This window comes from Asticcacaulis sp. AC460, assembly GCF_000495795.1.
Lineage (GTDB): Bacteria > Pseudomonadota > Alphaproteobacteria > Caulobacterales > Caulobacteraceae > Asticcacaulis.
Genome location: NZ_AWGD01000036.1, coordinates 66,214 through 84,034 on the forward strand (window position 1 = coordinate 66,214; position 17,821 = coordinate 84,034).

At 63.1% G+C, this 17,821-nt stretch carries 13 protein-coding genes; 9 read left to right on the plus strand and 4 right to left on the minus strand.

The window, feature by feature from the left end; translation table 11 throughout:
- Nucleotides 1-80: 80 nt before the first annotated feature.
- From putA to ABAC460_RS43505, 4 genes are all read left to right on the plus strand, one after another.
- Nucleotides 81-3,209, plus strand: a complete 3,129-nt coding sequence (gene putA, locus ABAC460_RS43490) for a bifunctional proline dehydrogenase/L-glutamate gamma-semialdehyde dehydrogenase PutA (RefSeq protein WP_023455128.1) — start codon at nucleotides 81-83, stop codon at nucleotides 3,207-3,209.
- Between the two features lie 398 nt (nucleotides 3,210-3,607).
- Complete coding sequence (gene cysT, locus ABAC460_RS43495) at nucleotides 3,608-4,498, plus strand: sulfate ABC transporter permease subunit CysT (RefSeq protein ID WP_023455129.1); 891 nt, start codon at nucleotides 3,608-3,610, stop codon at nucleotides 4,496-4,498.
- Nucleotides 4,495-5,340 (plus strand): sulfate ABC transporter permease subunit CysW, encoded by an 846-nt coding sequence (gene cysW / locus ABAC460_RS43500; RefSeq protein ID WP_023455130.1) that lies wholly within the window; start codon nucleotides 4,495-4,497, stop codon nucleotides 5,338-5,340. The genes cysT and cysW overlap by 4 nt, the downstream gene beginning before the upstream one ends.
- Nucleotides 5,340-6,377: a sulfate/molybdate ABC transporter ATP-binding protein gene (locus tag ABAC460_RS43505; RefSeq protein WP_023455131.1), complete on the plus strand. Its 1,038-nt coding sequence runs from the start codon at nucleotides 5,340-5,342 to the stop codon at nucleotides 6,375-6,377. The genes cysW and ABAC460_RS43505 overlap by 1 nt, the downstream gene beginning before the upstream one ends.
- Here the strand turns inward: ABAC460_RS43505 and ABAC460_RS43510 are convergent.
- The 4 genes from ABAC460_RS43510 to ABAC460_RS43525 form a co-directional block, all read right to left on the minus strand.
- Nucleotides 6,362-6,943: a hypothetical protein gene (locus ABAC460_RS43510; protein WP_155914731.1), complete on the minus strand. Its 582-nt coding sequence runs from the start codon at nucleotides 6,941-6,943 to the stop codon at nucleotides 6,362-6,364. The two genes, ABAC460_RS43505 and ABAC460_RS43510, sit on opposite strands and share 16 nt — an antisense overlap.
- 90 nt (nucleotides 6,944-7,033) lie before the next feature.
- Nucleotides 7,034-7,417 carry a GxxExxY protein gene (locus tag ABAC460_RS43515; RefSeq protein ID WP_023455133.1) on the minus strand — a complete coding sequence of 128 codons (384 nt, stop codon included), beginning with the start codon at nucleotides 7,415-7,417 and terminating at the stop codon, nucleotides 7,034-7,036.
- A gap of 140 nt (nucleotides 7,418-7,557) precedes the next feature.
- A complete protein-coding gene (locus ABAC460_RS43520) occupies nucleotides 7,558-8,676 on the minus strand; it encodes a PA0069 family radical SAM protein (protein ID WP_023455134.1) in 1,119 nt (372 codons plus the stop codon).
- Nucleotides 8,677-8,717: 41 nt separating this feature from the next.
- Nucleotides 8,718-8,990: an usg protein gene (locus ABAC460_RS43525; RefSeq protein WP_023455135.1), complete on the minus strand. Its 273-nt coding sequence runs from the start codon at nucleotides 8,988-8,990 to the stop codon at nucleotides 8,718-8,720.
- Between the two features lie 195 nt (nucleotides 8,991-9,185).
- Between ABAC460_RS43525 and ABAC460_RS43530 the strand changes: the two genes are divergently transcribed.
- From ABAC460_RS43530 to ABAC460_RS43550, 5 genes are all read left to right on the plus strand, one after another.
- Nucleotides 9,186-13,202: an ATP-binding protein gene (locus ABAC460_RS43530; protein WP_162150342.1), complete on the plus strand. Its 4,017-nt coding sequence runs from the start codon at nucleotides 9,186-9,188 to the stop codon at nucleotides 13,200-13,202.
- Nucleotides 13,203-13,599: 397 nt separating this feature from the next.
- On the plus strand, nucleotides 13,600-14,037 hold the full coding sequence (locus tag ABAC460_RS43535) for an RrF2 family transcriptional regulator (protein WP_031237355.1): 438 nt from the start codon (nucleotides 13,600-13,602) through the stop codon (nucleotides 14,035-14,037).
- Nucleotides 14,038-14,085: 48 nt separating this feature from the next.
- Nucleotides 14,086-14,286, plus strand: coding sequence for a YezD family protein (locus tag ABAC460_RS43540; RefSeq protein WP_023455138.1), 201 nt, complete (start codon nucleotides 14,086-14,088; stop codon nucleotides 14,284-14,286).
- A gap of 101 nt (nucleotides 14,287-14,387) precedes the next feature.
- Nucleotides 14,388-16,730, plus strand: coding sequence for a TonB-dependent receptor (locus ABAC460_RS43545; RefSeq protein WP_023455139.1), 2,343 nt, complete (start codon nucleotides 14,388-14,390; stop codon nucleotides 16,728-16,730).
- Nucleotides 16,731-16,733: 3 nt separating this feature from the next.
- Nucleotides 16,734-17,762 (plus strand): sulfate ABC transporter substrate-binding protein, encoded by a 1,029-nt coding sequence (locus ABAC460_RS43550; protein ID WP_023455140.1) that lies wholly within the window; start codon nucleotides 16,734-16,736, stop codon nucleotides 17,760-17,762.
- Nucleotides 17,763-17,821 lie beyond the last annotated feature (59 nt).

Sequence of the window (17,821 nt, forward strand, 5' to 3'; positions counted from 1 at the left end):
CCGCGCGAAATGGCCCTTCCCTTTGGCTGATCGCAATAGTATCTGGCGTAACAAACAGCCCGTTCAAGGAGCCACGCCCAATGCCCGACGCCAGCCCCGCCCGCACTTCGGCCCCCGTCCAGGTCTTCGACTGGGACAGCCTGGACGACCACAAATACATGTCCGATGCCGATATCTGCGCCAGGCTGTTACGGGACAATCCATTGGACGATGAAACGCGCGCCGTGGTTCGCGCCGAAGCCGAATCGCTGGTCCGCGCCACCCGAAAAGCCGCCCAGCGCCAGGGCGTGGTCGAGAGCTTCCTGAAGGAATTCTCGCTCGGCACCCGCGAAGGCCTGGCCTTGATGTGTCTGGCCGAAGCCCTGCTCCGCGTGCCGGACGAGGCCACCCGCGACCAGCTGATTGCTGAAAAAATCTCCGCTGCCGACTGGGCGTCGCACCTGGGCCATTCCGACAACTGGTTCGTCAATGCCTCGACCTGGGGCCTGATGCTGACCGGCAAGATCATCGATGTCGAAGACAAGGCGAAGACCGACCTCGGCGGCTATCTGGCCGGCCTGACCCAACGCATGGGCGAACCGGTCATCCGCGCCGCCGTCGCCCAGGCCATCCGCATCATGGGCGAGCAGTTCGTGCTGGGCCGCACCATCGAAGACGCCCTGAAGCGCAGCAAGAAGGAGGGCTATCTGTGCTCCTTCGACATGCTGGGCGAAGGCGCGCGCACGGAACACGACGCCGTCCGCTACGCCAAGGCCTATGCCGACGCCATCACCGCGCTGAGCAAGGTCGCCAAGGGTGGGCCGGAGGCGGATCACGGCATCTCGGTCAAGCTGTCGGCGCTCTATTCGCGCTATGAGTCGGTCAAGGCCGCGGACGTCTTCGAACACCTCTACCCGCGCGTCAAGGCGCTGGCCATCCAGGCCGCCAAGGCCGATATCAACTTCACCCTGGATGCCGAGGAAACCGACCGCCTGGCCCTGTCGCTGAAGGTGCTGGACCGGTTGGCGCATGAGCCGGAACTGGGCGAATGGAAGGGCCTGGGCCTGGCCGTCCAGGCCTATCAGAAGCGCTGCCCTGAGGTCATCACGGCCCTGCGCCACCTGGCCGAGATCAGCGGCCGCCGGCTGATGGTGCGCCTGGTCAAGGGCGCCTATTGGGACACCGAAATCAAGCGCGCCCAGGTCTATGGCCGCGAGGATTACCCGGTCCACACCACCAAGGCGGCGACCGACCTGTCGTACCTGGTCTGCGCCAAGGCCTTGATCGATGCGGCGCCCTATATCTATTCGCAGTTCGCCACCCATAATGCGCATTCTTTGGCGGCCGTACGCCGCATGGCCAATGCGAAAGGCGTCAAGGTTGAGTTCCAGCGCCTGCATGGCATGGGTGAGCAGCTCTATGCCGAGGCTCTGGATCAGTTCGAGCCCTTCCCTCTGCGTGCCTATGCCCCGGTCGGCGGCCATGAGGACCTGCTGCCGTACCTGGTGCGGCGGTTGCTGGAAAACGGCGCCAACAGCAGTTTCGTCAATGCTTTGCTGGATGAGCGTATCCGTCCGGCCGACGTGATCAGCGACCCCGTGGTCAAGGTCATGGCCCATCCGAACCGCCATGCCCGCCTGCCCCTGCCGCGCGACATGTATGGCGACCGGCTGAACTCACATGGACCGGATGTGTCGATCGCCAAGGTGCGCCAGCGTCTGGGGTCCGCCGTGGCGGCGCTCGACAACCATCCGCGCGACGCCAACGCCTTGATCGGCGGCAAGCCGCATTCGACCTATGCCGCCCATGTCTATGCTCCGGCCGACCTGACGCGCATCGTCGGTGAGGTTCATGACGCCGATCCGGCCATGATCACCGAGGCCTTCGACCGGGCCGCCGCCGCGCAACCGGCGTGGAACGACCTGGGCGGTGACGGTCGCGCCAAGGTACTGGAAGCCATGGCCGACGCCCTGGAAGACCGCCACGACAAGCTGTGCGCCGTTCTGGTGCGCGAGGCCGGCAAGACCTGGGGCGACGCCATCTCGGAGGTGCGTGAAGCGGCCGATTTCTGCCGCTATTACGCCAAGCTGGCGCGCGAGCAGTTCTCCGGCCCGCAGATACTGACCGGCCCGGTCGGTGAGCGTAATTCGCACGAACTGCATGGCCGTGGCGTGTTTGTCTGTATTTCGCCGTGGAACTTCCCGCTCGCCATCTTCACCGGCCAGATTGCTGCGGCTTTGGCTGCCGGCAATGCCGTCCTGGCCAAGCCGGCCGAGCAGACCCCGCTGATCGCCCAGAAGGCGGTCAAGCTGTTCTATGGCGCCGGGCTGAAGCCCGACCTGCTGGCATTGTTGCCCGGTGGCGGCGCCTCGGTCGGCGCGGCTTTGGTGGCGCATCCGGGCATTGCCGGGGTGGCCTTTACCGGCGGCACCGACACGGCGCGGATGATCAATAAAACCCTCGCCGACAAGGACGGACCGATCGTGCCCTTCATCGCCGAAACCGGTGGGCTGAACGGCATGTTCGTCGACACCACCGCGTTGAAGGAACAGGTGGTCGACGATGTCATCGCTTCGGCGTTTGGATCGGCCGGTCAGCGCTGCTCAGCGCTGCGGCTGCTGTTCGTGCCGGCAGAGCTGGCCGATGGTTATGTCGAGGCCTTGAAAGGGGCCATGGATCAGCTGCAGCTTGGCGATCCGGCACAGTTCGATATCGATGTCGGTCCGGTGATCGATGCCGACGCTCTGGAGATGCTGAAGCTGCATCTCGACAAGCTGACGGAACGCGGACAGGTGCTGCATCAGGCCCCACTGCCCGATGGATTGAACGGGCATTTTTTCGCGCCGGTTCTGGCCGAAATTTCCGGTCCTCAGGAATTGGCGCGCGAGGTGTTCGGGCCGATCCTGCATATCGTCCGTTACGATTCCCAAAATCCGGAAGCGATGACAAACGCTTTGAAATCCAGCGGTTACGGCCTGACCCTGGGCGTACATTCGCGCCTTGAGGCCTTTGCCGAGCGCATCATGCATGCGGTGCGGGCGGGCAATGTCTATGTCAACCGCACCGTCATCGGGGCGGTTGTGGGTGTCCAGCCGTTCGGCGGCGAAGGCCTGTCCGGCACGGGGCCCAAGGCCGGCGGCCCTCTGAGCCTAGGGCGGTTTGCGTCGGAGCGGGCGGTGTCGGTAAACATCACGGCCCAGGGCGGCGACCCGGCCTTGCTGAATTTGTGAGCCGGTTATCCTCCACCGCTTGCGGGGGAGGTGTCGAGCAAGTGAGCCAGGCCGCAGGCCAGTGGCGAAACGCGTCGAGACGGAGGGGGCGTGACAAGCTCAGGGCTTCCGGCTCCCCCTCCGCTTCGACGCGCTACGCCTTTGGCTTCGCTTGCTCAGCACCTCCCCCGCGAGCGGTGGAGGATTACTTAAACACGCCCAATCGCATCACAGAGTCAGCCGGGCTGATGAAAGCGCGCAGAATTTCTGATATGACCTTGGCGCAAAGCTAGGCTATAGGCGATACTACACCAGGTTAGTCGCCTTTGGATCCAAAGACGACCGGCTCGGGTGCGGCAATCCCTGCCATGGTTCCCTCCGGAGCCACGACGTATAACCATCGACCTGACCAGGCCGTCATGACCGCATCCGCCCCCGCACAGCCGACCAACGGCGTGCCCGAGAATTTCACGCCCCCCCACCCCAGCCTGCACACCAATCGTGTGCTGCCGGGCTTCAAGGTGTCGCTGGGCTTTACCATTGCCTATGTCTCGCTGATCGTGTTGATCCCCCTTGCCGCCCTGGCCGCGCGGCCGTGGGAACATGGCTGGGCCGGTTTCTGGTCGGTGCTGACCGATGGCCGGGTGCTGGCCTCGCTGCGCCTCAGCTTCACCACCGCCGGCGCCGCCGCGGTGCTGAACCTGTTTGTCGGCACCATCATCGCCTGGGTGCTGACACGTTACAAATTTCCGGGCGTGAAGATCCTCGACGCCTTCGTCGACCTGCCCTTCGCCTTGCCGACCGCCGTCGCCGGCATTGCACTGTGTACGCTCTACGCCACCAATGGCTGGGTGGGCAGCCTGTTCGCCCCCTTTGGCATCAAGATCGCCTATACCCCGATCGGCATCTTCATCGCCCTGGTCTTTGTCGGCCTGCCCTTCGTGGTCCGCAGCGTCCAGCCCGTCCTGGCCGATTTCGACGCCGAGGTCGAGGAAGCCGCCCTGACCCTGGGCGCCGCGCCGTGGCAGACGGCGATCCGCGTCATCCTGCCAGGTCTCGCGCCGGCGCTTCTGACCGGGTTCTCGCTGTCGATGGCGCGCGCGGTTGGTGAGTACGGCTCGGTCATCTTTATCGCCGGCAACATGCCCTATATCTCCGAAATCACGCCGCAGCTCATCATCATCAAGCTGCAGGAATACGACTATGCCGGCGCCGCTTCGGTGGGCCTAATCATGCTGCTGTGGTCGATCGTCATCCTGGCCATCATCAACGCCGCCCAGATGTGGCTGTTCCAGCGGGGGCGGGCATGAGAGCGCGTCCCGCCGAAGCCCCGAAAGCCGCCGGCGCGATCGGCCTGTCCCTGGTCGCCGTCTTCTGGCTGGGCCTGATCATCCTGCTGCCGCTGGTCACCGTGCTGTTCGAAGCGTCGAAGGGCGGGATTGAGCCCTTCCTGGCCGCCGTCGCAGAGCCCGATACGATCGCCGCCATCCAGCTGACCCTGCTGGTCGCCGCTATTGCCGTGCCGCTCAACGCGGTCTTCGGCATCGCCGCCGCCTGGTGCGTCACGCGCTTCGAGTTCAGGGGCAAGGGCCTGCTCCTGACCATTATCGACCTGCCGTTCACGATTTCGCCGGTCATTGCCGGCCTGGTGTGGATGCTGCTGTTCGGGGCGCAAGGCTGGTTCGGTGCGTGGCTGCGGCTGAATGACATCCATATCGTCTTCGCCCTGCCCGGCCTGGTCCTGGCCACCATCCTGGTCACCTTCCCGTTCGTGGCGCGCGAGCTGATCCCACTGATGAACGACCAGGGCACCGACGAGGAAGTCGCCGCCCGGACCCTGGGGGCGCGCGGCTGGGACATCTTCTTTCGCATTACCCTGCCCAATATCAAATGGGCCCTGCTGTACGGCGTTCTGCTGTGCACGGCCCGCGCCATGGGTGAATTCGGCGCCGTCAGCGTCGTTTCGGGCCATATCCGCGGACAAACCAATACCCTGCCGCTGCAGATCGAAATCCTGTACAACCAATACGAATCCGTCGCGGCCTTTGCCTGCGCCTCCATCCTGGCGGGCCTGGCGCTGATCACCCTTCTTTTGAAATCCGTGCTGGAATGGCGCTTCGCCGGTGAGCTGGCCGCCAACCGGAGGCATTAATGTCGCTGACTGTATCGAACATCACCAAGACCTTCACCAAGTTCGCCGCGCTGTCGAACGTGACGTTCGAAGCCGAGCCGGGCGAGTTCCTGGCTCTGCTGGGGCCGTCAGGCTCGGGCAAGACCACCCTGCTGCGCCTGCTGGCCGGCCTGGACCAGCCCGATTCCGGCGCCATCGCCTTTGACGGCGAAGACTTCCTGCAGCTCAATGCGCGCGAACGCCGCATCGGCATGGTGTTCCAGTCCTATGCCCTGTTTCGTCACATGACGGTCGCCGACAATATCGCCTTTGGCCTGACCGTGCGTCCGGGCAAGGAACGCCCGTCCAAGTCCCAGATCAAGGCCAAGGTCGACAGCCTGCTGAAGCTGATCCAGTTGGAAGACCTCGGCAAGCGCTTCCCGGCCCAGCTGTCCGGTGGCCAGCGTCAGCGCGTCGCCCTGGCGCGGGCTTTGGCCATCGAGCCGCGCATCCTGCTGCTGGACGAACCGTTCGGAGCGCTGGACGCCTTGGTGCGCAAGGACCTGCGCCGCTGGCTGCGCCGTATCCACGATGAGACCGGCGTGACCACCGTGTTCGTAACCCACGACCAGGAAGAGGCGCTGGACCTGGCCGACCGCGTGGTGGTGCTGAAGGAAGGCCGCATCGAGCAGATCGGCAAGCCCCTGGAACTGTATCGCGATCCCAGTTCGGCCTTCGTGTTCGAGTTTTTGGGCGCCAACAACCAGGCCGCAGGGACGTTGCGTGGCAGCAGTGTCGATTTCGGCGGCTTCTCGGTGCCGGCGATCGTCAAGGGCGCGGCCGACGGTACCGCCGTGGCGCGATTCCGGCCATTCGACACCCAGGTCAGCCGCTCGGGCCCGGGCTTCCCGGTCAAGGTGCTGTCGGTGCTGCCGGCGGGCGCCAACCTGCGCCTGGAGCTTCAGGGCGCCGATGGACAGGTGTATGAGACCCAGCACGCCCATGACCAGGAAACCAGCGATCTGAAGGCTGGTGATACGGTCAATCTGCTGCCGACCAAGGTCTACGTCTTCGCCTGATCCGTCAGGACCAAAACCTCGACCAGATCGGCAAGGTTGGCGGGCTCGACATTGACGCCCACCCACAGGTCGTCGTGATCGCCGACACCGCCGGCATCGCCGCATCCTATCCAAAAGAAGACATCGCCGTTTTCTCCGGCGACGGTATGACGTATTGCGGCAGTTTTCAGTCCGCCCTCCATGCTGGGGGCCTGGAAAAGCCGCACGTCGATCAACCGCGCGCCCTGAACGCCCTCCCAGGGGCCGTCAAAACGGCAGCGTATCCGATCCAGGCAGCCGGCTTGCCAATCGACTTGCTGGCTGACCGCTAGGTGATAACCATACACCCGCGGCTTCCAGGCCCAGGTGAGGAACACATCCGAACCCTCAGCCGGAGCGATCATGACAGCACCGGAAAAGACGAAAGCCGCTGCGCCCAGGTTCGTGACCACATCGGGAGTATCCGCCGTGATCGGCATCCAGGCGACAACTCGCAGCTCACACCCGATCAGGCCTGCATAGGCTTCACGCCATTCGTAAAAAGGATCGCTCATGGATGGGGCCATACCATGAATATGGATGATCACGGCGCGATATCCGCCGGGCCTATGCGAGCTGAGCCTCGGCAAGGGGTTGAAACACGAATGGCCACGAATGAACACGAATAAGAAAGGAATTCAGAGAACAACCCGTTTCCAATCGAGCTTAGGCCAACGGAAGTTCAATATGACACCCACTTGGCATCCTGTAATTCGAAGGTAGTTTGAAACCTGAACAAGCTCATTATTGGTAATCCTGTCGATGCATTTCATTTCGACGATAACCTTGCTGAAAGCGACCATGTCCGGAATATATTCACCTACATTCATACCCTTATAGATCACGTCGAACCGCTGTTGGCTAACGAATGGAACGGCGCGAAGCGCCAATTCAATCGCCAAGGCCCGCTCATAAGGTCGTTCGACAAGGCCGTGCCCCAGCGTGTTGAGGACTTCCATCGCCGCGCCGACGATCTGGTAGACTTCGTTCTTCAACAACAATTCCTTATCGATCAATTCCATCTTGTGTTCCTTTCGGCGCGAAGCGCATTCATTTGATTTTACTCAGGTATGCCGGCGATAATTCCATTCCTTCTTATTCGTGTTCATTCGTGGCCATTCGTGTTCCAACCCCTTACATACAGGGCCGCTACGCGGCGGATTCAGAACAAAGACAACTGCTTTTCACCACCGATAAACCGGCTGTAATCAAGGCTCCGCCGGCCGTTCACCCGGTCCAGGCCGTATTTGCGTATAGCCAACATAAAGCGCTGTTGGATCATGCCGGCATACTGGCCCTGCCCAACCATGCGCGAGCCGAAGCTGCTATCGTTCAGCTTGCCGTCACGGCATTGGCGGATCAGGTTCAGCACCTTGTTGGCCCGGTCCGGGAAGTTCATCCGCAGCCACTCCTCGAACAGGGTCTTGATCTCGTAGGGCAGCCGCACGATCGTATAGCCCGCCCGGTCAGCGCCAGCCTCAGCCGATGCCTTCAGGATCGCCTCGATCTCATGACAGGTCAGGCCCGGTACGATCGGCGCCACCAGCACCCCCGCCGGCACGCCGGCTTCGCGCAAAGCCCGCAGGGTATCCAGACGCCGCGACGGCGTGGCGGCGCGCGGCTCCATGATGCGGGCGACGTGACGATCCAGGGTCGTGATGGAAAGGGTCGCGCTGACAAGGTTCTCCCTGGCCATCGCCGACAGGATATCGAGGTCGCGCTGGATCAGGGCGGACTTGGTGATCAGGTGGATCGGGTGTTTGAACTCGGCCAGCACCTCCAGAAGGCTGCGCGTGATGCGTTCGGTCTTTTCGGTCGGCTGGTAGGCGTCGGTATTGATCCCCAAAACCATCGGCCCCGGCGTGTAGCGCCGATGGGACAGTTCCTCGCGCAGCAGTTTGGCCGCGTCGGGCTTACGGAATATGCGGGTCTCGAAATCCAGCCCCGGCGACAGGTCGAGATAGGCATGGGTCGGCCGGGCAAAGCAGTAGATGCAGCCGTGTTCGCAGCCCTTATATGGATTCAGCGACCGGTCGAACCCGACATCCGGCGAGGTGTTGCGGGTGATGATGGTCCGGGCGGAATCGACGCCGAGGATAGTCTCGCGCCGTTCAATCTCCTGGCGTTCCTCCGTGGTCCAGCCGTCGTCGAAGTCATAGCGGTCCGCCGCATCGAACCGCCCGCTTGTGCGGTTGGACACGGCGCCCCGCCCCTTGTGCAGCCGGTTCGGCAGGGCAGTTTCGTCGCTGATCGGCTCCGTACGTATCTTGGGGAAAGGCATGAGCCCATCCTAGTCACGCCGCGGAACAAATCAAGAACGAACTAATGCAGCGTGAATTCGCCATCAATGGCGCGCCATTCGCCCGGCCGGATCAGGCGCTGGTGATTGTAGCGCACCGAATGCAGCGGCCCGTCCAGATTACGCTCCCAGAAGTCGAGGAACTTGCGCATGTGCGGAAAATCCGGCGCGATATCATAGTCCTGCCAGACATAGGTCTGCAGGACCGAGCGGAAATCCGGCATGTGATAGAGAATATGGGCCGTCGTCAGGCCGTAGCCCTGCATCTGCAGGCGGAACTCGGGGGAAACACGCATACTCAGGGTCCCAGGTGTTGACACACACCCGAAAGAGTGCCACAAGCGCGCCGCCTTTCAAGTAAAAAATTCAGCAAATTCAAATTGTTAGCAGCACATGCAAGCGAGTGCTGCCAATACGGCGATTTTGTGGCCATCGCCGCATTGAATCCTTATAGTGACTCCGACTCTAGTCGGGGCACCAGGAGTAGAGGCGTGGCGGATTCCGTACGGCAAGACATGACAGATTCCGCAGCCGCCGGACTGTTCCGCGGCGACAGCGAAACCGCCGCCCTGATGCGCGAACGCGACTGGTCAAAGACCTCCCTGGGCCCGGTGTCCGGCTGGCCGCAGTCGTTGAAAACCGCCGTCCGTATCATGCTGACCTCGCGCCAGCCCATCTGGATCGGCTGGGGGGCCGACTTGGTCTTTCTGTACAATGATCCCTACAAGTCGATCGTCGGCGGCAAGCACCCGCATATGCTGGGCCAGCCGACCTCGGTCGTCTGGGCCGAAATCTGGGAGGATATCGGGCCGCTTCTGGCCTCAGCCATGGGCGGCAGCGAAGGCACCTATGTCGAGGAGCAGCTCCTGATCATGGAGCGTAATGGCTATCCCGAAGAGACCTATTACACCTTCTCCTATTCGCCGATCCCCGACGACGACGGCACGCCCGGCGGCATTATCTGCGCCAACACCGAAGACACCCGCCGCGTGATCGCCGACCGTCAGGTGGCCCTGCTGCGTGACCTGGCCTCGGCACTGACCCAGGCGCGCACGGTCGAAGATGCTTGCGCCCGCGCCGCCGAAGCCCTGAGCCACAATCCCCGCGACCTGCCCTTTGCGCTGATCTATGTGCCCGACGACGATGACCTGGTCCTGGCCGGCAGCACTGGTATTGCGCCGGGGGATCCGTCCGCGCCGCGACGGCTGCAGGCCGACCGGACGACCTGGCCGGTTGCGCCGGGCCGCGCCGTGGTCCTGCCCATAGGGGACGGCGGCGTGCTGATGGCCGGGCTCAATCCGTATCGGCTCTATGACGAGGACTATGAAGGCTTCCTGACCCTGGCGGCCGGTCAGATCGCCGCCGGTATCGCCAGCGCCCAGGCCTATGAGGACGAACGGCGCCGCGCCGAGGCCCTGGCCGAACTCGACCGGGCCAAAACCGCCTTCTTTTCCAATGTCAGCCATGAATTCCGCACGCCGCTGACCCTGCTGCTGGCGCCTCTGGAGGAGGTCCTGGCCGATCCCGCGACATCGCCGCGCGACCGTGAACGGCTGGAGATCGCCAACCGCAACGGCCAGCGCCTGCTGAAACTGGTCAATGTCCTGCTCGACTTTTCGCGCATCGAAGCCGGCCGCACCCAGGCCGCCTTCCGGCCGGTCAACCTGGCCTGCTACACCGCCGAATTGGCCAGCAATTTCCGCTCGGCCATGGACAAGGCCGGGCTGGCGTTCAAGCTGGACATCCAGTCCCTGGCCCAGCCGGTCTATGCCGATATCGAGATGTGGGAAAAGGTCGTCCTGAACCTGATTTCCAACGCCTTCAAATTCACCCTGGCCGGCGAGGTCGAGGTCCGGCTGAGCGGCGATGGCGACCACGCCCTGCTAGCCGTACGCGACACCGGTCCTGGTATCCCCGAACACGAACAGGCGCACATCTTCACCCGCTTTCACCGCGTCGAAGGCGTCACCGGCCGCAGCATCGAAGGCAGCGGCATCGGCCTGGCCCTGGTACGTGAGTTGGTCCGGCTGCACGGCGGCGAGGTCTGGGTCGAAAGCGAACCCGGCTGCGGCAGCACTTTCTTCGTCCGCCTGCCCTTCGGGCGTGCGCACCTGCCCGCCGATCAGGTTCACGAAGAGACCGCTCGACCGGGCGGGCGCCGCCCCGAAGCCTATGTCGAGGAGGCCCTGCGCTGGCTGCCCCAGGCGGCCGACGTCGTGCTGGAACTGCTCGATGCGCCGCAGCAGCCCCGACCGCGGGTCGTCCTCGCCGACGACAACAGCGACATGCGCGACTATATCCGCCGCCTGCTCAGCGACGACTACGACGTCGAGGCGGTCGGCGACGGCGAACAGGCCTGGCAGACCATCCTGGCCACGCCGCCCGAGTTGATCCTGACCGATGTCATGATGCCGGAGCTCGACGGTTTCGGCCTGCTGCAGCGGCTGCGCGGCAACGAAGCGACTCGGCAGTTACCGGTGATCATGCTGTCGGCGCGCGCCGGCGACGAGGCCCGGGTCGAGGCGCTGGACGCCGGGGTCGACGACTACCTGGTCAAGCCGTTCAATGCCCGTGAGCTGCTGGCCAAGGTGCGGTCGCAGATCCAGATCTCGCAGCTACGCCGTGAGGGCGAGGCCGAGGTCCGCCGCGTGCTGGAAAGCATCCGCGACGGCATCATGGTCATCGATCGCGACTGGCGTATCGCCTATATGAACGGCGCCGGCCGCGACATCATCGCCGGCCGTGGCGTCGATCCGGACGCCATTGTCGGCGTTAGTCATTGGGAAGCCTTCCCGCACGCCGTCGGCACCTTCGTCGAAGACCACCTGCGCCACGCCATGGACGACCGCACCGTGGTCGAGTTCGAGAACTTCTACGCCCCGTGGCAAAGATGGTTTTCGATACGCGTCTACCCGGTCGAAGACGGCGGCGTATCGATCTATTTCCACGACATCACCGAACGCAAGGAAACCGACGCCGCCCTGCGCCTCAGCGAGGAACGCTGGCGCGGCCTGGCCGAATCCATGCCGCAACTGGTGTGGATCGCGCCGGGTCAGGATGCCGGCGTCTCCTATCTCAACGAACAGTGGGCGCACTATACCGGACGGTCGATGGCCGAACTGATCAACGAAGGCTGGGTCGACAACCTGCATCCCGACGACCGCGAGCGCATGTTCGAAACCTGGAATGCCGCGGTCGCCGGCGAGGGGTTGTACGACATCGAATACCGGCTTCGGCGCTTTGACGGCGGCTATCGCTGGTTCAAGACGCGCGGTGTGCCGGTGCGCGAGGCCTCGGGCCGGCTGAATGGCTGGTACGGCACCTGCACCGACATCCAGGACATGGTCGAGGCACGCGTCGCCGCCGAAAGCGCCAATCGCGCCAAGTCGGAATTCCTCGCCAACATGTCGCATGAGATCCGCACGCCGCTGAACGCCATTGTCGGCCTGACGCACATCATGCTGAACTACAAGACCAATCCCGAAGCCTTCCCCAAATACCTCCAGACCATGAAGGACAGCGCCGACACGCTGATGCAGCTTATCAACGATGTGCTGGACCTGGCGCGGATCGAGGCCGGCCGGGTGGAACTGGAACTGGCGCCCTGCCCGCTGCACCAGGTGGTGCGCGAATGTCTGGACATCACCCAGGTCAAGGCACGCGAAAAGGGCCTGGATTGCCATCTCGGTTTCGGTTTACCGCAGGGCACCGTAGTCGAGACCGACACCCTGCGCCTGAAACAGATCCTGATGAACCTGCTGTCCAACGCGGTAAAATTTACCGAGACCGGCGGCATCCAGATCCAGGTGGTGGCCGAACCGCTGCGCGGCGGATTGCTGCCGGTGACCATCGCCGTGCGCGACACCGGGGTCGGCATCGCCGCCGACAAGATCGAGCACATCTTCGACAAGTTCACCCAGGAGGACGCCTCGATCACGCGGCGCTTCGGCGGATCGGGCCTGGGGCTGGCGATCAGCCGGCGCCTGAGCGAGATGCTGGGCGGGCCGCTGACGGTTGAGAGCGAGGTCGGCAAGGGTACGGTGTTTTCGCTGTCCCTGGCCCTGCCGGTGCTGGACAGCGGCGTGGCCGACACGGCTGGCGCCGATGCCGAGACCCGCAATGGCGACCGCCGCCGTATTCTGCTGGCCGAGGACCATCCGGCCAATGCGTTGGTGGCGACGACCCTGCTGGAAAGCTTCGGCTATGACTGCGAAGTGGTGGCCACCGGCAGCCTGGCGATCGAACGCTGGTGGACCGGGCGCTACGACCTGATCATGATGGATGTCCAGATGCCGGACATGGATGGTTTCGAGGCGACTCAGCAGATTCGCCAGGCCGAACGCGCGACCGGTCGGGCGCGGACGCCGATCCTGGCCATGACGGCCCACGCGCTGAAGGGCGACCGCGAGAAATGCCTGCAGGCGGGGATGGACGACTATGTCGCCAAACCCTTCGATGCGCGCGAACTGGAGCAGAAGGTCGAGGGGCTGTTGAAGGTAAAAGCCTGAGTGCGTCTTGGAACAGCCGCGCAGCGGCATTTCTAGCAAGAGGTTGAAACACGAATGGCCACGAATGAACACGAATAAGAAAGGAATATCAGAGTCTTAGACGTTATCGCTCCAGAGCGCGGTAGCGCGACCTTATTCGTGTCCATTCGTGGCCATTCGTGTTTCAACCTCTTTACGTTGAGGCCGCTACGCGGCGGGTTCAGGGCATTCTAAACGCGTTTTACCGGCCCTTGCCTGACCAAATTCCCCCAGCCCTTCCAGACAATTTTCAGTAGAAACTCGCCACAAATCGGTCTAATTTTCTACACCGTCAGTTTAGATTAATTACCATTGACCCGGTTGCCATTAAAACATATCAAAATGGTGTAGTTTATATCGGGCTCCGGAGAGGCAACACATGCTATCCATGAAAGCCAAATACGCGTTGAAGGCGCTGATCCATATGGCTCAAAGCACCTCTCCGACCTTGCCCAGCAAGCAGATCGCGGAGGCTGAAGACATACCGCAGAAGTTTCTGGACAATATCCTTCAGGAACTGCGCCAGAACGGCATCGTCGATTCCAAGCGCGGCATCTTCGGTGGTTACTTCCTGGCCCGGCCGGCGAGTGAAATCTTTCTCGGCGATGTCATCCGCGTCATTGACGGCCCCCTGGCGCCCATCCGCTGCGCCAGTCTTACCGCCTACCAGAAGTGCGACGACTGCCGCGATGAGGCCACCTGCCACCTGCGCCGCCTGATGCGGGATGTCCGCGACGCCATGTCAGCCATTCTCGACGGTCGATGTTTGCAGGACCTGGTCACAGCGCCGGATCTCCTGGACGCCCGATCCGCCTAAAGCCTAACCGAGTTTCCTCCCCCAATACCGAATTCAGACGAGGATCACATGAGTGTACCGTCAGATGTTTCCGTGCGCCCGGATCTCAGCCTCAGCGAGGTCGAGCGCCACATCCTGAACACCTTGCGCAATATCCGCTTCGGCGCTCTGGAGATCGTGATCCACGACTCCCGCGTCGTGCAGATCGAAAAAAGTGAAAAGACCCGCTTCGACGTGAAGGGCAAGCCCCTCACCGAGAGCATTTCCTGACACCCAAAACGCGGGTCAACCCGCACAATGGCCAGCTGACCGGACCTCTGGAAGTCGCGCCGTTTCTTAAAACAAACAGCACCCACACAAAGAGACCTTCCATGAGAAACCTGCTCCTGGCCACGACGGCCCTTGCCTTTGCCCTGCCCGCTCTCCCCGCCCTTGCCGCTGGTGGCGGTCAGGTCGTCGAAACCGGCGACACCGTTGTCGTCAATGCCCGCCGCCGTTCCGAAAACGTCCAGGACGTTCCCGTGTCCATCGCCGTTGTCGGCGGTGAACAACTGAACCGCTTCGGCATCAGCAACGTCGATCAGCTTCAGCGTTACCAGCCGTCCATCCAGCTGATCACCAGCAACCCGCGCAACACCGCCACTACGATCCGCGGCCTGGGTTCGACCATCGGCCTGACCAATGACGGCCTGGAGCAGGGCGTCGGCATCTATGTCGACGAAGTCTTCTTTGCCCGTCCGGGTTCGGCCCTGGTCGACCTGGTCGATATCGACCGCATCGAAATCCTGCGCGGCCCGCAAGGCACTCTGTTCGGCAAGAACACCACGGCCGGCGCGCTCAGCATCGTCACCCGCGAACCCACCTTCACGCCGGAAGGCAGCCTGGAAGGCACGATCGGCAGCGAGAACTTCGTCCAGGTCAAGGGCGTCCTGTCGGGCCCGCTGGTCGATGGCAAGCTGGCCGGCCGCGTCGCCTTCGGCGCCACCCGCCGCGACGGCCTCTACGAGAACGTCACCACCCACACCAAGCAGAACGACCTGAACAGCCATGTCGTCCGCGGCCAGCTTCTGTTCACCCCGACCGACACGCTGAAGATCAAGCTGTCGGCCGACTACGCTCTGTCGGATCCGGAAGCCAACACCCAGGCGTTCGTGCGTTACGGCCAGACCCTGCGCAACGCCAACCGCCAGTATCCCTACCTGGCCGCCTATTACGGCTACACCCCGGCCTCGACCAATCCGTACGACTTCAAGGTGGACGTCAACGGCGAAATCCAGGCCAAGCAGCGCGTCAAGGGCGTCGCCGCCAATGTCAACTGGGACCTGGGCTGGGCGACCTTCACCTCGATCTCGTCCTATCGCCTGTGGAACTGGTGGCCGCAGAACGACCGCGACTACACCGCGCTGTCGATCCGCACCCGCTCGTCCAACCCGTCGGAACAGCGTCAGCTGAGCCAGGAATTCCGTCTCGCCTCCAACGGCGAAAAGAATATCGACTGGGTCGTCGGCCTGTACGCCTTTACGCAACGCGTCGAAACCAACGGCACCGAACAGTGGGGCATCCATGCCGCACGCTGGCTGATCGGTGAAACCACCGGCAGCACCCCGGTGCCGGAAAACCTGCTGGACGGCTACACCCAATCGATCCACGCCGTGTCGCGTACCGACTCTTACGCTGCCTTCGGCCAGCTCACCTGGCACGCCACCGAGAAACTGGATGTCACGGCCGGCCTGCGCTACACCTCCGAAGACAAGAGCCAGGTTTATCAACAGGTCGCTTCCGGCGGCCTGGCGACCACCAACGCGGCCCTGATCTCGGCCAAGAACGGCATTTCGCGGACCTATTCGTACTATGCCGACCTGTCCGACAGCAGCCCGTCGGGCCTGCTGAGCGTGTCCTACGAGATCAATCCGGATCTGCGCATCTATGCCAGCACGTCGAAAGGCTACAAGTCGGGCGGTATCAACGCCGCAGGCATCCCGACCGACTCGGCCGGCAACCCCATCCTGGCCAGCGCCGTGCTGCGTCCGGAAGAGGTTACCAGCACTGAAATCGGCCTGAAGTCGCAGTTCTGGGGCAAGCGCGGTACGTTTAACCTCGCCGCCTATTCCTCGGACATCGAGGACTATCAGGCCAACGTCATCGACTCCGGCCTGGGTTCGCTTCGCGGCTACCTGGCCAATGTCGAAAAGGTCGAAGTCCGCGGCGCCGAAATCGACGCCCGCGTCCGTCCGCTCGACAACCTGACCATCTTCGGTACCCTCAGCTATACTGACGGCAAGTATGCTTCGTTCAAGAACGGCCCGGCGCCGCTGGAATTGCAGGCATCGGGTAACTCGGTCGTCGACCTCAGTGGCAAGGAGTTGCCGGGCGTGTCGAAGTGGGCCGGTTCGTTCGGCTTCGACTATGGCTGGGATCAAAACATCGGCCAACTGACCGGCCAGGCCTACCTGTCCGCCGACACCTCGTTCCGTTCCGAATGGAACTCCGACGCCTCGGTGTCGAAGTATGCCGTGATCGAAGGATCGACCGTCACCAACCTGCGCCTGGGCTACCGCGCCTCGGGCGGCACCGAAGCCTTCCTGTGGGTGAAGAACGCCTTTGACGAAGAATACCTGACCATCCTGACCATCCAGCAGGGTAATTCGGGCGCCATCTTCGGCCAGCCGGGCGATCCGCGCACCTTCGGCGTCACTGTCCGCCGGAAGTTCTAATCTATGGATCGTCGGCAGCTTCTGACCGGCAGCCTGTTCGGCGCCACCCTGGCCCTCACGGGGTCCGGGTGTGCGCCGAAACCCGCTACGGGGGCGGTGGAGCTGCTGAACGTTTCCTACGACCCGACGCGCGAACTGTACGCCCAGTATAACGAACTGTTCGCGCGCTTCTGGAAAGACACCACGGGCCAGGACGTCACGATTCGCCAGTCGCATGGCGGATCGGGCGCCCAGGCCCGCTCGGTTATCGACGGCGTCCAGGCCGATGTCGTTACCCTGGCGCTCTCGCATGACATCGACAGCATCGCGCGCAAGACCGGCCTGATCGCGACCGATTGGCAAAAGCGCCTGCCGAACAATGCCTCGCCCTACACCTCGACCATCGTCTTCCTGGTGAGGAAGGGTAATCCGAAGGCCATCAAGGACTGGGGCGATCTGATCAAACCCGGCGTCCAGGTCATCACGCCCAACCCCAAAACCGGCGGCGGCGCCCGCTGGAACTATCTGGCCGCCCTGGGCTGGGCACTGAAACACTATGGCGGCGATGAAGCGAAGGCGCACGACTATCTCAAGGCCTTGTTCAACAACGTGCCGGTGCTCGATTCCGGCGCCCGCGGTTCGACCGTGACCTTTGTCGAGCGTCAGGTCGGCGACGTGTTGCTGGCCTGGGAAAACGAAGCCTGGCTGTCAATCGAGAAGCTTGGGCAAGGCCAGTACGAAATCGTCCTGCCGTCCCTGTCCATCCTGGCCGAACCGCCGGTGGCCGTGGTCGACAAGGTCGCCGACAAGAAGGGTACGGCCAAGGTGGCCAAGGCCTATCTGGAGCACCTCTACAGCCCGCAGGCCCAGGACATCATCGCCCGCAACCACTATCGCCCCAGCGATCCGCAGGTGGCGGCGCAAAACGCCGACCGCTTCCCGCGGATTCCCACCGTCACCATAGCCGACTTTGGCGGCTGGGACGCTGTCCAGACCAGGCACTTCGAATATGGCGGCGTTTTCGACCAGATCACCACCAAACCCGCGTCTTAAATTTCAACTTGCACTTTTGCCCCTTCGCCGCCACTTTCCGCGGCGGGTGCTTCGCCACT

Coding starts and splice junctions, on each gene's coding strand:
- putA (WP_023455128.1), top strand. CDS start 81: ATGCCCGACGCCAGCCCCGCCCGCACTTCGGCCCCCGTCCAGGTCTTC.
- cysT (WP_023455129.1), top strand. CDS start 3,608: ATGACCGCATCCGCCCCCGCACAGCCGACCAACGGCGTGCCCGAGAAT.
- cysW (WP_023455130.1), top strand. CDS start 4,495: ATGAGAGCGCGTCCCGCCGAAGCCCCGAAAGCCGCCGGCGCGATCGGC.
- ABAC460_RS43505 (WP_023455131.1), top strand. CDS start 5,340: ATGTCGCTGACTGTATCGAACATCACCAAGACCTTCACCAAGTTCGCC.
- ABAC460_RS43515 (WP_023455133.1), bottom strand. CDS start 7,417: ATGGAATTGATCGATAAGGAATTGTTGTTGAAGAACGAAGTCTACCAG.
- ABAC460_RS43520 (WP_023455134.1), bottom strand. CDS start 8,676: ATGCCTTTCCCCAAGATACGTACGGAGCCGATCAGCGACGAAACTGCC.
- ABAC460_RS43525 (WP_023455135.1), bottom strand. CDS start 8,990: ATGCGTGTTTCCCCCGAGTTCCGCCTGCAGATGCAGGGCTACGGCCTG.
- ABAC460_RS43535 (WP_031237355.1), top strand. CDS start 13,600: ATGCTATCCATGAAAGCCAAATACGCGTTGAAGGCGCTGATCCATATG.
- ABAC460_RS43540 (WP_023455138.1), top strand. CDS start 14,086: ATGAGTGTACCGTCAGATGTTTCCGTGCGCCCGGATCTCAGCCTCAGC.
- ABAC460_RS43545 (WP_023455139.1), top strand. CDS start 14,388: ATGAGAAACCTGCTCCTGGCCACGACGGCCCTTGCCTTTGCCCTGCCC.
- ABAC460_RS43550 (WP_023455140.1), top strand. CDS start 16,734: ATGGATCGTCGGCAGCTTCTGACCGGCAGCCTGTTCGGCGCCACCCTG.